This is a genomic window from Bifidobacterium gallicum DSM 20093 = LMG 11596 (assembly GCF_000741205.1).
GTDB classification, from domain to species: Bacteria; Actinomycetota; Actinomycetes; order Actinomycetales; family Bifidobacteriaceae; genus Bifidobacterium; species Bifidobacterium gallicum.
Map to the genome: position 1 here is coordinate 170,122 of NZ_JGYW01000003.1, position 15,099 is coordinate 185,220.

Here is a 15,099-nt window from a genome sequence, read left to right on the forward strand (position 1 = left end):
CTAGTGACGCTAGGCTGGCGACGTCAAGCTAGCGGCGCTAGTGACGTTGACGCCAGTGGCGCCCCGGGTACCGCCAGGCTCCTTGAAGCTGCACGCTGCAGCGTCAGGTGGCGCGAACATCGGCGCCGGTTTCACCTGGGAGCCATGCAGATGGATGAATGAAAAAGGAATAAGAACACCCTAAGGAGGAACCCTATGGAGGGTCCCGAAATCAAGGCTGTGGAAGCCGTAATTGACAATGGATCGTTCGGTACGCGCACGCTGCGCTTCGAAACCGGACGTCTCGCCCAGCAGGCTGATGGCGCCGTCGCCGCCTATCTTGACGATGATACGATGATCCTGTCCACGACGACTGCCGGATCGAGCCCGAAGGAGAACTACGACTTCTTCCCGCTGACCGTGGACGTGGAAGAGAAGATGTATGCCGCCGGCAAGATCCCGGGTTCGTTCTTCCGCCGTGAAGGACGCCCGAGCACCGAAGCCATTCTGGCTTGCCGCATCATTGACCGCCCGCTGCGCCCGCTGTTCCCGCACACGCTGCGTAACGAAGTGCAGGTTGTGGAAACGATTCTGGCTGTTAACCCTGATGACGCGTATGACGTGGTGGCCCTGAACGCCGCTTCGGCCTCGACGCTGATTTCCGGTCTGCCGTTCGGCGGCCCGGTGTCGGGCGTGCGCCTGGCCCTGATCGATGGCCAGTGGGTCGCATTCCCGCGTTGGAGCGAGCGCGAGCGCGCCGTATTCGAAATCGTCGTGGCTGGCCGTGTTGTTGACAATGGCGACGTCGCTATCGCTATGATCGAGGCTGGTGCTGGCAAGAACGCATGGAAGCTCATCTACGACGAGGGCCACATGAAGCCCGATGAGGAAGTCGTGGCCGGTGGCCTTGAGGCGGCCAAGCCGTTCATCAAGGTCATTTGCGAAGCCCAGGATGAGCTCAAGAAGCTCGCTGCCAAGGAAACGCGCGAGTTCCAGCTGTTCCCTGAGTACACGGATGACCTGTATAACCGCATCGACGAGATTGCCCACGCCGATTTGGACGAGGCTCTTTCGATTGCCGAGAAGCTGCCGCGCCAGGAGCGCATCCATGAAATCAAGGAGAAGGTGCGTGAGGCGCTTTCCCTCGAGTTCACCGACATGGACGAAGCCGAGAAGGAAAAGGAAGTCGGCAACGCGTTCAAGGAACTGCAGCGCCAGATTGTGCGCCGCCGCATCCTGACTGAGGATTACCGAATCGACGGCCGTGGCTTGCGCGACATCCGCACGTTGTCCGCCGAAGTCGGCATTGTGCCGCGCGTGCACGGTTCCGCGCTGTTCCAGCGTGGCGAAACGCAGATTCTGGGCGTGACCACGCTCAACATGCTCAAGATGGAGCAGCAGATTGACGCGCTGTCGGGTCCGACGTCCAAGCGTTACATGCATAACTACGAGATGCCGCCGTATTCGACGGGTGAGACGGGCCGTGTCGGCTCGCCGAAGCGTCGTGAAATTGGCCACGGCGCGCTGGCTGAGAAGGCCATTGTGCCGGTGCTGCCGAGCCGCGAAGAGTTCCCGTATGCGATCCGCCAGGTCTCCGAGGCCATCGGTTCGAACGGTTCGACGTCGATGGGTTCCGTGTGCGCGTCCACGCTGTCGCTGCTGGACGCTGGCGTGCCGCTCAAGGCTCCGGTCGCTGGCATCGCCATGGGCTTGGTGTCGGGTGACGTTGACGGCAAGCACATTTTCAAGACGCTGACCGATATTCTGGGTGCTGAGGATGCGTTCGGCGACATGGACTTCAAGGTTGCCGGCACGTCCGAGTTCATTACGGCCCTGCAGCTCGACACGAAGCTCGACGGCATTCCTGCCGACGTGCTGGCTGGCGCGCTCAAGCAGGCTCACGAGGCCCGCACCACGATCCTTGAGGTCATCAACGAGTGCATCGACGGCCCGGCTGAGATGAACGAGACGGCTCCGCGTATCATCACGACCGTCGTGCCTGTCGACAAGATTGGCGAGATCATTGGCCCGAAGGGCAAGATGATCAACCAGATCCAGGAAGACACGGGTGCTGAAATCGCCATTGAGGATGACGGTACGGTCTTCATTTCGTCCGAAGGTGGCGCTGCCGCCGAGGCCGCCAAGAAGATCATCGACGAGATCGCCAATCCTCACGTGCCACAGGCTGGCGAAACGTACACGGGCAAGGTTGTCAAGACCACGAGCTTTGGCGCGTTTGTCAACCTGACTCCGGGCACTGACGGTCTGCTGCACATTTCGCAGATCCGCAATCTCGCCAACGGCGAGCGTATCGACGCTGTCGAAGACGTGCTCAAGGAAGGCGACGAAGTCGAGGTTGTCGTCCAGAACGTTGACGACCGTGGCAAGATCAGCCTGGCTATTCCGGGTTTTGAAGACCAGGAGTCGGGTGCTCAGCGCTCTTCGGACCGTCCGGCTCGCGACGACCACCGTGACCGCGGTGAGCGCCGTGGCCGCCACGACCGTGACGATCGCGATGATCGTCCGCGCCGTGCTCGCCGCGATGACCGCGACGACCGTGATTATGACGACCGTCCGCGCCGTTCTCGCCGCGATTTTGACGACGATGATTTTGATGATCGTCCGCGCCGCTCTCGCCGTGACGACCGCGACGACCGTGATTATGATGATCGTCCGCGCCGTTCACGCCGCGATGACCGCGATGATCGTGACGACCGCCATGAGTACCGTTCGCGCCGCGACCGTGATGATCGCGATGATCGTCCGCGCCGTTCACGCCGTGACGACCGCAACCCGCGTTACGCCGCCGACGAGAACTACGACGAGTATCGTGCGGGCCGTGAGGAGCGTCACGAACGTCCGCGCCGCCGCGTGCGCCGCGATTTCGATCCGTACGACGACTGATCGGCATGCTTGCGCAGCGTAGGGCGTACGGTCCGTTATTGGACTATTGATTTCTGCTTCTGCGCCGCGTAGGCCACTCAAGCCTCACCGCCGTTACCGTTTCGGCTTGACCACAGGCCCCGAAGGTATTGCACCTTCGGGCCTGTGTTGATATCAGCTGTCCAGCTCGTGAACAAGAAATGCAGGGGGTGTCTGGCTCCGCAATAATGGCTCAAGTGCCTTCCGAGGCTGCATAAGTTGCATACCGCTGCATATCACTTGGCAACAGTCAAGTACGGCGAACAAGGCTGCATAAGATTGCGAACGACTGCACACGGACGGCACCGCAAGGCAAACAAGCATCGAAACGCGTTGCGAATCCCACAAGGAACCGTAACGACTCTTCGACTCGACTGAAAGGAACGGTGATCCCCATGAGTGCAGGGTGGATCATTCTCATCGTCGTTGTGGTGCTGCTGATCGCCATCGCATTGTGGTTGGTCGCTGTCTACAATTCACTCGTCCAGCTGCGCAACCGTGTGGCAAACGGTTGGGCACAGATTGATGTGACGCTCAAGCAACGAGCCGACCTGATTCCGAACCTCGTGGCCACAGTCAAAGGCTATGCGGCACACGAGTCTTCAGTGTTCGAGCAGGTCACGCGTGCGCGTGCCGTCGCGATGGAAGCCGCCAACAATCCGCATACCACAGTGGCCCAGCGTGCCGCCGCTGAAGACGCGTTGACGAATGCGTTGTTCAATTTGCGTGCCGTGGCTGAAGCGTATCCGGACCTCAAGGCCAACCAGAACTTCCTGCAGCTGCAAGGCCAGCTCTCGCAGCTCGAGGAGCGCATCGCTTACGCCCGCCAGTTCTACAACGACGTGGTGCTCAAGTACAACAACGCCATCGCCGTGTTCCCGAGCAACATTGTGGCGTCGATGTTCGGCTTCCACGAGGACGGCTACTACCAGGTCGACCAGGCCGACCGTGTGGTGCCAACCGTGCAGTTCTGAGCATCGCCATGTGATGACGGTTGCGCATTGAGGCGCAACTGATACGCAAATTTGATCAAACCTGGGAGGGTAGGCCGCCTTGCGTGGCTTTCCCTCCCTATTTGGAATGCCAGCGGAAATAATGCGCCTGATTGTGCACAAACGTGAGATGGGGACGCTGGAGAAGAGAAGGAACTGAAGTGGGAAATTTGGCGAAAAAAATTGTGTGGGCGATAGTTGCCACGCTCATCGCCGCCGCGCTGACGATTGGCATCGGCATAGGGATCGGGGCTGCGGAATCCGACAGCCAGATGAAATACAATTCACTCAACTATGACGTGACGGTTGCCGATAACGGCGACCTGCGCATAGTACAAGACATTGACGTGCGGCTCGACAAGCGCGGCAGCGGGGACGACGCGAAGCCGTGGAGGCAGCTGTACCAGCAGTACACGCTCAACACGAACAACCTGCTTGACATTACCGACATCAGCGTGGAAAACCTGACGACGGGAGAGACCTATACGCAAAGCGAGCCTGTCAACGCGGGCAACGTGTATGGAGGCAAGTGGGACACGTCCTATGCCAAGCACTGGTATATCGGCGACATTACCAACGGCGACACGTTACCGACCGCATACCGGCCGTTTGACAATGCGGATGCCACATACAAAGCGGATGAGCCACGCAAACGCAAGGTGGAACTCGGTTGGAACATTCCTAAAACCATGTCGGCCAAAAGCATGAAGTTCCGCGTCTCCATGACCTGGCGCGGCACAGGCACCACGTATGAGGACGTGACGACGTTCAAATGGGAACCGTTTGGTGAGAACAACCAGATGCCCATGAACAACGTGAGCGTGAACGTGCATATGCCGAACGTGTGTACGCAAGACACCGGCAAGGAAAACGGCGGCAAAGCGTACGGCTCGTCGGCTGAGCGCACGGGTACCAACCCGCTGTGCCGCACGTGGGTGCACTATTCGAAGCAGTCCACGGTCACGCGCAGCGAGGACGGCACGTTGACGGTCTCGATGAACCAGGTGCCGACGGGCACGTATCTTGACGTGGTCGCCATGTTCCCGAGCGTTGCTGGACATGCGGCCGTGCGCGGGGAAGACCGTGACGCCGCCGCGAGCCTGATCGACTCGGAAGGCGACGAAGAGCGCACATGGTACAAGCACCAGCGCACGAAAGCGATCGTGACGATTGTGGCGTGGCTCGTCGTGTTCGTTGGCGGACTGGCGTTGACGATTCCGTGCGTGATCAAGGCGCTGCGCGTGCGCAAGTATGCCGAGTATCTGGGTGGTATCGAGTATTGGCGCGAGCCGCTGCATATGACTCCGGCCGTGGCCGCGCAAATCAACCAGGTGCTCAAGTCGACGTCGCCTGGCGGCGTGGACAAGGAGATGATGGGCGCGACGATGCTTTCGCTGATTTCACGCAAGTTCATCGCCGTGTATCCAGGTCCCGCGTCGATGTATGCGGGCATTGACATGAGCCGCGTGCATCCTGCGGGTTTGGCGCAGTTCGCCGAGCAGCGCCTGGCTATGGATCCATCGATGGCCAAAGCGAACACGAACACGATTGTGCTGCTGCCGCCAGCGTACGACATGCAGGCGTTGCTGACGTTGAGCCCGTCGGAACGCACGCTGCTTGACATGCTGCAGGAAGCGAGCAGGCTGATTGGCAATCTGCCCGTGTTCGACATGAACGCGATGAAGCACCAGTTCAAGAAGCATGCGAAGAAGGGCGCTGCGGCGATCGCGGCGTTCGAGGACGCGTGCCGCAAGGAGCTCGATGCGTCGAAGGCGCTGGCCACGGTGCGCGGTGGTGTATATGCGATGGGTGTGATTGGCATGATCCTCGGCATCATTTCGATGATGGCGTTCACATTGATCGACGGCATGCTGGCGTTGGCGTTCATCATTGGCATTCCAGTGACGTTCCTCGGCTTCCTTGGCGTCATGCTGATGCCGGCCCGCGTCTTTACCGGCCAGCCCGATGATTGGGCGACAGCTGGCGGTTCGGGTGCAGCCGGTGTGGCTGGAGTGGCCGGCAGCGCTGGCGGTGCAGATGCTGCAGGTGCGCTGCCGAAGTACGTTCCTGACGGTCCGGGCCAGCAGATGGCCGGCCATGTGCAGGGCTTGCGCCGTTATCTGCTTGATTTCTCGGACTTCTCGGACCGTGGCGTGTTGGATTTGATGTTGTGGGACCAATATCTGGTGTTTGCCACGGCGTTCGGCATCGCCGACAAGGCCATGGCCCAGTTGCGCCAGGCATATCCGCAGTTGTCGGACCAGCGCTGGCTTGACGAACACGGATACCATTCGTCGAACATCTACTGGTCGAACCGCACGTATGTGGCCGGTTCGGTGTTTGCCAGCATGAACATCAGTTCGGGAATGTCGGGCTTTAGCGATTTGGGATCGGCGCTTTCGTCGAGCATGAACAGCATCAGCAACACGATCAGCGCCGCGAACTCGAGCAGCAGCAGTGGTGGCGGTGGCAGCTTCGGCGGTTCGGGCGGTGGCTCAGGCGGCGGCTCATTCGGTGGCCGCTGATCTGACGGTCTGCCGCCAGCGCTGACCGAGTATGGCACGGTTTGTCCGGTCGCATATGCACATCATCGTTTGCTGAACAAACGCTGTGGATATGCGGCAGGATGAATCTTCAGGGAACTTTCAAGTGCGGGTTGCTATAACAAAGCCAACACCCCGCGCATGCATCCGTGACTGCCATGCCGCTTCCAAGGCGGTGTGGGTGCCGATGCCATGCCCATAGCTTGAAAGGATTGATCATGGACGCCATTCGTATGACTTCCGCGCACACCGCTTTGATGGAACAGTTCCCGATTGAGAAGGACGCCATTGAGCGTCACAGCATCATCGAGAACCCGCTCGTGCAAAACGAGCTCGTGGTCCTCGACGCGGGTCAGGAGATTGCTGAGCATGCTTCCGACCAGCTCGTCATCGTCACGCTGATCAACGGTTCCATCGAGTTCACTGTGCAAGACACTGTGCAGTACATGCATGGCGGCGACGTGATCTACATGGTTCCGGGTGAGCTGCACAAGGTCAAGGCCATGGAACAGAGCTACATGTCGCTCACGAAGATCAATGCCAAGGCTGTGGATTGCCTCGAAGACGAAGAGGCCGAGAAGGAAGCCAAAGCACTCGAAAAGGAAGAAGCCGACGCCGGCAAGTGTGACGGCTGCGGCTGCGGCAAGTGATATACCGCTAGCTGATCGGGACCGCATGGACCAGCGCTGCTGGTTTGCGTGAACCGGAATAAAAGGCCCGCAATGGTAATGCCATTGCGGGCCTTTGTTCTGTCTGTTGTGGTGTTAATAATAGGTTCGCGTAGAAGGAATAACGGGAGGGGTTGCGATGGTACGCACCGCGGACGTTCAGCATGCAACAGGCCACAAGGCTTCCGAACGCGAGCAAAGTCACCATTTCACTGGCGTGGATGGGTTGCGAGCCATTGCGATAATTGGCGTGCTGCTTTACCATACGCGACCTTCGCTGCTGACTGGTGGTCTGCTTGGCGTCACGATGTTTTTGGTGGTTTCGGGCTTCTTTATTACGCGTTCCATCCTGAACGCCGTGGATCGCGGCACATTCGCCTATGTCACTTATCTCAAGCGCCGATTGCGACGCATTTGGCCTCCTGTACTCGGATCCATCGCGTTCATTGCGCCATTGATCTACTGGTGCACGCCATCATTGCTGGCCAAAGTGCGGGCCGACACATTGCCGAGTGGCCTGTTTGTGAGCAACTGGGTATACATTTTCCGTCACGATTCATATTTTGCGGCAGCTGGATTGCCAAGCCCGCTCACGCCGCTATGGTATACGAGCCTGCTGATGCAATTTTACGTGATTTGGCCGTTCATAATGCTGCTCATATGGAGTTGGCGCACCTCACGTGAGCATCGCATTGGAGCCATCGTGGTGCTTATTGCACTGTCCACACTCGAAATGGCGCTGATGAGCGTCGCTGGTGTGGACACGTCGCGCATGTATTACGGACTCGATACGCGAGCCGGCGAATTGCTCGTGGGCGCGTTGCTGGCCGTCGTGCTGCATCGGCGACGCCCGACCACGCAACCGCGCAGTTCCGGCCACAGGCGGCAGCATGCGACGGCTGCCGAGGCGCCAATGCCCACCGTTGTGCGCACAGCGCTGCCGGTGCTGGCCGCTGTGGGCTTGATAGTGATGATTGTGCTGTTCTTCGTTGTGCACGGTGAAAGCGCGGGATTGTATCGAGGTGGATTCCTGCTTGTGGCGTTGCTCAGTGCCCTGCTGGTATATGCGGCCGTACGCTCCAACGTGGTGGCGTGTGCATTGTCCATTAAGCCGTTGCGCTACTTGGGATCGCGCTCATTCTCGCTGTATTTGGTGCATTTTCCATTGCTTGAAGTGATGAATCCGGCCACGCGCACCACGCCGATCCGCTGGTGGGAGTGGATTGGGCAGTTCCTGCTGATCATGGTGGTCGCCGAAGCGTTCTACCAACTCGTTGAAGCACTGCGTGGCACCCCATTGCTGCCGTGGCTGCGTTCCCCGTCGAGTGCCGTGCGGCATGCGGTGCCGACGCCGTCACAGCGTGCCAGCAACGCGACGCCGTCACGGCGTGCCAATACCGCGAGCACAGGAACGTTGCGCATCACGTCCCGCATCGCATGCGCATTGGGAGTGGTGACGATTCTCGTGTTGCTGTTGCCGTTGCATTGGGACGCCATCGCCCAGCAGCGTGCGCAGGTGTTGCGTCCGGAATTGGCTGCGAGCGCGACGCCGTCAGTTGGGTCATCCGCTGCGCCCTCCGCCGCGCCATCGCAATCGGCTGCGGCACAGCCAAAGCCGAGTGACCAGGCAGATGCGGCAACCGCCCAAACGGGCCATGTGACAGCCGAGAAGGTGCCGTTCAATCTCCATACCAACGATTGGCAGTGCGACAATGCGCAGAAAATATGCCAAGCACGCGTGCTCGTGGTCGGCGATTCGGTGACATTGGGCGCTCAGGAAGCAATCATGCAGCATTTCCCGAATGCCGTCGTGGATGCAGCCGTGAGCCGCTATCCAAGTTCTGGCGTGGCCGCGATCCATGACCATATTGATACGGGCTACGATGCCCAAGTGGTGATTGTGGCGTTGGGGTCCAATGGCACCGTGGTGCCGGAAGCTATCCAAGGCTATCTTGACGCCGTGCAGGGCCGTCCGCTCTATATTGTGTTGCCGCGTGCTCCTGCAAGTTGGGTGGATCCGAATATCGCGTTGTTCCGCCAATGGGCTGCGGATCACGACAACATGGGGCTGTTGGATTGGCAGAAACTCAGTGGCGAACACCCTGAGTATCTAGTTGACGACGGCACCCATTTGACGCCGTCCGGTCAGCAAGCGTTTGCCACCATGCTGTACGACGCCGTCTGCCCCCACTGACGGCTGCCGACAACCGGCTGAACGGTTGCCTTTCAGACAACATAACAAAGCCCCCGCCGACCCAAATTCCGGCAGGGGCTTTGCTGTGCACGCCGTTGTCGTTGAACTCAACGGCATGAGGAAATGGCGCTTACGGCAGCATCGCCAAGTCTTCGGGAGTCAAGGCCAGATCGCCGGCTTTGAGCGAATCGAGAATCGTTTCCGGACGGTGGGCACCAGGAATCACGAACACATGGTCACCCTTGGCGAGCTCCCATGCGAGCACGACCTGCTGGTAGCTGACGCCGTGACGGTTGGCCACAACCTTGAACGGGTCGAACTTGGACTCGTCATAAGGCTTGCGGAAACCACCCAACGGGCTCCAGCATACGAACGAAATGCCGATGCGAGCCGCATGCTCAAGCGTGTCAGCTGTGTCGAGATAAATCGGTGAATACTGGTTTTGCACCGCGATCAGACGGTCGCCAAGAATCTCCTGCGCAATGTCCATCTGTTCGATTGACGCGTTCGACACGCCGCCTTCACGTGCGACGCCTTCGTCAATAAGCTCGCGCAGCGCCTCAATCGACTCGCCATAGGGAATCTTCGGATCAGGACGGTGGAAGTAGAGCAGGTCGATTGTGTCAACGCCGAGTTCGTAAGCGCTTTCCTTGGCGCGACGAATCAGGTTTTCGGGGCTGCCATCCACATCCCACGTGGGCTGTCCGTCCGTAAAGTTGCGGAAATGCCCGACTTTCGTGGCCACGAGCACTTCGTCGCGCGGACCGTTCCACGTCTTCAACGCTTCACGCACGAGCTTTTCGCCCGTCTGCTCCTCACCGCCCGAACAGTAGTAGGCCCAAGCCGTGTCGATCTGGCGGCACCCCGCATCCAGCGCCGCATGAATCGTTTCAATGCCTTTGGCCGTGCCCAGGTTGTTCTCGATTGTCAACGGCATTTCACCCAAGCCGATGGCCGTCGTGTCAAACGGCCCAAGATTACGCTGCAATACCATGGTGGTTCGCTTTCTTCCAGTGGATCAGTACAGTTGCGTACCCCTCAAGGTTTATCAGAACAAGCCGCCATGTGCGCTCCCGCTCCGATGCATGGTCCCATCCTTGCCGCACTCCTCCCATCCGCCCCGCGCTGTGCGGTCGGCCGTATAGAATGGAACGCGTTATTTTTCGCCGAACAACGTTACGGAAGAGATCAACAGACGTGAGCATGAAGTATCGCAGAAGGCCGGAAGTGCTGGCTCCGGCTGGCAACTTGCAGGGCTTGAAAACAGCCGTCGATTATGGCGCCGACGCCGTCTACTGCGGCGGCAAGGCGTTCGGCATGCGCTCGGCTCCGCGCAACTTGAGCCTCGAGGACTTCCGTGAAGGCGCGGCATACGCGCACGAACGCGGCGCCCGCGTCTACGTGACGCTGAACATTCTGCCGCGCAACAGCGAAGTACGCCAGATTGAGCGCTACATCGCCGATTTGGCCGACACAGGCATCGACGCGTTGATCGTTTCCGACATGGGCATCATGATGATGGCCAAACGCATCGCCCCCGGGCTGGAACTGCATGTGTCCACCCAAGCTGGAGTGACGAATTACGGTGCCGCCAACGCGCTCGCCGAGCTCGGCGCGAGCCGCGTTGTTTTGGCTCGCGAGATGGACGTGCAGGCTGTGCGCGATATCCGCGCGAACATTCCCGACACGCTCGACATTGAAACGTTCGTGCATGGCAGCATGTGCATGGCGTTTTCGGGCCGCTGCCTGATTTCGAACTATCTGACAGGCCGTGACGGCAATCATGGCGAATGTGCGCAGCCGTGCCGCTGGAAATACAGTCTCGTGGAAGAAAAACGTCCAGGACAGGTCTTCCCGCTTGAAGAAACTCACGAGGGCACCTACCTGTTTAATTCCCAAGACATGAACATGATGGAGCATCTCGACGACCTCATTGATTCAGGGGCCACGAGTTTGAAGATTGAGGGCCGCTCCAAGTCCGCTTATTATGTGGCGGCCATGACGAACGCTTACAAGACCGCCGTCAACGCGTACATGGTGCAACGTGGGTTTGAAGACGAGGACGGCAACGAGCTGCGCCCGTTCCGCGACCGTGTGTTGCGTCCCGGCGAACGTGCGCAAGATATTGATAGTGATTTCTGTGATGATTCCTTGGCCGCTGCGCGCGACTCGATCATGGCCCATGCTGACGATGCGTTCGCGGGCCTGCCCGACGCAGCCGTGGACGCCCCGGCACCCGGCCAGATGATTGACGGTGAAGCCGGCCTGACCATGGCGGGCGTCAACCGCCCGCAAACCGCGGCGGCTCCTGCGCCCGCGCATGTCAAGGCGCAAGCCCCCGATTTGAACTCGAACCGTTCGGCGCGCCGTCAGCTTGACATTTCCGATGTGCCCGAATCGGACTTCGAACATGCACGCGTGGTACCGGCACCCAAGGTCGAGCTGCCCCAGTGGCTGCATGAGGAGCCATACAAGGTGGCGCACCGCGATTACAGCACGGGTTTTTATTATCCTGAGCGCAAAGTGACGCAAAACACCGACCGTTCCTCATATTTCCGCGATTGGCTCGTGGTTGGCGAAGTGTTGGATTGGGCTGACGGGCGTGTCACGCTCAAAAGCCGCAACAAGATTGAGGCCGGTCAAGAGGTCGAATTTCTGCTGCCAGGCCAAGCGCCCCTTGTCTACATAGTGCCTCAAGGCGGTTTCCTCAATGAAGCCGGTGAGCCTGTGGAAGCGATCAACAACCCCGCGCACGTGTTCTCGATGCCATTGCCGCAGCCGGTGCCCGTGAACGTGGCGATCCGTTCACGCACGCGCAAACCCACGCTCAAGGCGTGACCCGTTAATACTTGAAGGAAATAACAAGGTTGGCCGCTACAGTGGTGGCTATGACTGAACAGCATAATATTGTGGACGATGCCGCATCGCAGGGACCTGACGATGAAGCGGCACGCAAGGCCGCGCAAGAAGCGAGCCTCGCGTTAAGCAAAGCCGTGAACGAAGCGATTGCCAAAGCGCTCAAAGGCCAAACACCGCAAACTGCCGCGCCAAATAACGTGGTCAAGCAGTATGATGACGCGATTTTGGACTCCACAGCCGTGGATGCCACGGATGCCGAGGGCAATCCGGTGCCGGTGACGATTCCGATCGCACTGGCACCAGGTATCACCGTCGTGTACACGACGCGGTTGGGTGGCGTGAGCCAAGGCGATTACGCGCATTTCAACCTCGGTGGCAAAAGTGGCGACGCAAGCGAAGCTGTGGAAGCCAACCGTGAAGCGTTGGCACGTGAACTGGGTTGCAAGATTTCAATCGTGAACCAGGTGCATGGTGCCGAACCTGTGGACGTGGATGAACAGTTTGTGGAAAACCGTCCGTTCGGTTTCGACGCTTCCGGCACGGTGCGCGACATGGTGGACGATGTGGAACACGTCAACTCCGAGGTGCAGATCATTGATGGTGACGCGCAAGTCACCACAAAGACCGACATCGCATTGGGCGTGTTTGCCGCCGATTGTCTGCCCGTGTTGATGGCCGATCCGCAAGCCGGCGTGATTGCCGTGGCGCATTGCGGCCGTTTGGGACTTGAAAAGCATGTGATTTCCGCCACGGTCAAGATGATGGAAGACAAAGGCGCTGACCGCTCGCGCATTGTGGCCACATTGGGACCAGCCATTTGCGGCGACTGCTATGAAGTGGGCGGCGACATCGCTGACGCGTTCGACCATGTGTTCCCCGGCACATACACGCTGACGCGTTTTGGTGGCCCTGGCGTGGATTTGAATGCGGCGGCGCTGCAGGAGCTGGATGCGGCCGGCATTCATGGCGACCGCATCATCTCGTCGCAGCCGCGCGCCAATGCAGCCACACAGTATTTGTCTCATGACGAAGAACTCAAGCAGTTGTGCCGTGAAGACAATGAAGGCAATCCTGAACTTGATGAACGCATTGGCCACATCCATCGTTCGCTGTGCACGCTCGAGAACCCGATCTGGTTCTCGCATCGTCGCGCGCAATTGGCGAAGAAAGCGCATGAAGGCCGCATGCTGGCCTTGATTGTGCGCCACTGATTTGATGCACCCATGGTGTATTCGCAACCGTTTGATCCAACCCAAGGAATGTGATTCTTGTGACTGATATCACACCAACTGATGAAGAACAGCAGCGCGTGGTGCCGGTGGTCGCCGTGGTGTTGGCCGCCGGTTCCGGCGTGCGCTTCGACCCGCGCAATCCCAAGCAACTCGTGATGCTCGGCGGCAAACCCATTGTGCAATGGTGTTTGGAAGCGTTCGAGCATAGCGCGGCCGTTACCGACATCATGGTCGTCGTCAACGACCGCGTGCGCGAACCGGTGGAGCACATCATTGAAACAACCGGCATGACCAAAGTGCGTGCCGTGATCAATGGTGGTGCCGAGCGTGCGGACAGCACACAAGCCGCACTCGACACGCTGGCACGTTTCGGCGTGCCAGGAGATGCGAAGATTTTGATCCACGACAGTGTGCGCCCGTTCGTGTCTCAACGCCAAATCCAGGATTGCGTGGATGCGCTCGACGAGTTCACAGCCGCCACCGTGGCCGACCCGTCGACCGACACCGTGTTGCTGACCGAAGCGTTGGGCGACCGTAAAGTCATCAAATCGGTGCCTGACCGCCGTTTCGTGTTCCGCGCGCAGACACCGCAAGCGTTCCGCTATGCCACGATCCGCCGCGCCTACGAATTCGCGTCGCAAGACCACGGATTCAGGCCCACTGACGACACGCGCGTCGTGGTGGAATACCTGCCTGATGAGCCCGTGGCCATTGTGGCGGGTTCCCAGTTCAACATGAAGGTCACGACGCCTGAAGACATGCCATTCGCCGAGCTGACCGCGGCCATCATCACGCGCACCAGCGCCAAACACGACATGCGCCAAGTGTTGATGAGTGCGATTGATGAGCTCATGGGTGGCTCGGACACGACCGATCAGCCCGGTGCTCCTCAGCAGCCTGCACCCGATACGCAGGCACGCTGAGCCATGGTGGAACGCGGAAATAATGATGAATACTGCAGCGAACAGTGAGCCGACGCGGCTGTCAGTGCTGATCTCGGGATTCGGACCGTATGACCACGTGCCGGTCAACCCCTCCCAACTCGTGCCCAAACTGCTGGCCGAGCAGGGGATTGCGGCAAACCCCGGCGACCTGGACGACCCGCTACGCGGCGTGCAACTCGACGTGCACGCGGTGACGATGCCCGTCAGCTACGCGGGGTCATGGGCGATGCTTGAGCGCGAACTTGAGCGCGTCCAGCCCGACATCGTGGTGGCCACGGGACTCAAACGCGCCGCACGCGGCATCCTGCTCGAACGCGGAGCGCTGAACCGGACGGATTCGACGCGTCCCGACGCCGATGACGTCGTAGCCGACCGTGGTCCGATACGTGAGGGCGCGCCGGCCGCATACTGGACACGCCTGCCGTTGCGGGCGATTCTCAACGCGTTCTCCAAAGACCACACGCTGCCCGCGTCACTGACGTCGGATGCGGGCACGTTCGTCTGCAACGCGCTGTTCTACCAGCTCCAGGACTGGGCGGCCCACCAGACGCGCGACGTGCTGACGGGATTCGTCAGCCTGCCGCTGATCAACGACGAACCGCATCCGCAACACGGCCTGCCTTTGGAACGGCAAGTCGTGGCGATCCGGCATGTGGTGCGCCAATCAGTGGCCTATTTGCTCGATATGTGACGCATGTTTGCCACGTTGCTCAGCTCGAAGAGAGCGACACCACGAGCTGTTCGATTGCGACATGCGTGTGCAGTA

10 protein-coding genes are annotated in these 15,099 nt (G+C 59.6%); 9 read left to right on the forward strand and 1 reads right to left on the reverse strand.

Translation table 11 applies throughout. The features are described from left to right. Positions 1-195: 195 nt before the first annotated feature. The 5 genes from BGLCM_RS02790 (at position 196) to BGLCM_RS02810 (ending at position 9,298) form a co-directional block, all read left to right on the forward strand. Entirely contained in the window at positions 196-2,883 is a 2,688-nt protein-coding gene (locus BGLCM_RS02790) for a polyribonucleotide nucleotidyltransferase (protein WP_006295349.1), read from the forward strand. A gap of 413 nt (positions 2,884-3,296) precedes the next feature. Continuing rightward, a complete protein-coding gene (locus tag BGLCM_RS02795; protein ID WP_006295347.1) occupies positions 3,297-3,875 on the forward strand; it encodes a LemA family protein in 579 nt (192 codons plus the stop codon). Between the two features lie 188 nt (positions 3,876-4,063). After that, positions 4,064-6,418 carry a DUF2207 domain-containing protein gene (locus tag BGLCM_RS02800; RefSeq protein ID WP_044084696.1) on the forward strand — a complete coding sequence of 785 codons (2,355 nt, stop codon included), beginning with the start codon at positions 4,064-4,066 and terminating at the stop codon, positions 6,416-6,418. A 236-nt stretch (positions 6,419-6,654) separates the two neighbouring features. Next, positions 6,655-7,086 carry an AraC family ligand binding domain-containing protein gene (locus tag BGLCM_RS02805; RefSeq protein WP_006295345.1) on the forward strand — a complete coding sequence of 144 codons (432 nt, stop codon included), beginning with the start codon at positions 6,655-6,657 and terminating at the stop codon, positions 7,084-7,086. A gap of 157 nt (positions 7,087-7,243) precedes the next feature. After that, positions 7,244-9,298 carry an acyltransferase family protein gene (locus tag BGLCM_RS02810; protein ID WP_006295343.1) on the forward strand — a complete coding sequence of 685 codons (2,055 nt, stop codon included), beginning with the start codon at positions 7,244-7,246 and terminating at the stop codon, positions 9,296-9,298. Between the two features lie 130 nt (positions 9,299-9,428). On the opposite strand, the gene BGLCM_RS02815 is transcribed toward BGLCM_RS02810, so the two are convergent. Next, positions 9,429-10,292: an aldo/keto reductase gene (locus tag BGLCM_RS02815; protein WP_006295342.1), complete on the reverse strand. Its 864-nt coding sequence runs from the start codon at positions 10,290-10,292 to the stop codon at positions 9,429-9,431. 209 nt (positions 10,293-10,501) lie between these two features. On the opposite strand from BGLCM_RS02815, the gene BGLCM_RS02820 reads away from it, so the two are divergent. From BGLCM_RS02820 to BGLCM_RS02835, 4 genes are all read left to right on the forward strand, one after another. Further along, positions 10,502-12,136 carry a peptidase U32 family protein gene (locus tag BGLCM_RS02820; protein ID WP_006295341.1) on the forward strand — a complete coding sequence of 545 codons (1,635 nt, stop codon included), beginning with the start codon at positions 10,502-10,504 and terminating at the stop codon, positions 12,134-12,136. A gap of 50 nt (positions 12,137-12,186) precedes the next feature. Continuing rightward, the gene (locus BGLCM_RS02825) at positions 12,187-13,368 is read left to right on the forward strand and encodes a purine nucleoside phosphorylase YfiH/LACC1 family protein (RefSeq protein ID WP_006295340.1); all 1,182 of its coding nucleotides are present in this window, start codon (positions 12,187-12,189) and stop codon (positions 13,366-13,368) included. Positions 13,369-13,436: 68 nt separating this feature from the next. Continuing rightward, positions 13,437-14,312: an IspD/TarI family cytidylyltransferase gene (locus BGLCM_RS02830; protein WP_081450408.1), complete on the forward strand. Its 876-nt coding sequence runs from the start codon at positions 13,437-13,439 to the stop codon at positions 14,310-14,312. Positions 14,313-14,334: 22 nt separating this feature from the next. Beyond that, positions 14,335-15,024 (forward strand): pyroglutamyl-peptidase I, encoded by a 690-nt coding sequence (locus BGLCM_RS02835; RefSeq protein ID WP_006295338.1) that lies wholly within the window; start codon positions 14,335-14,337, stop codon positions 15,022-15,024. Positions 15,025-15,099 lie beyond the last annotated feature (75 nt).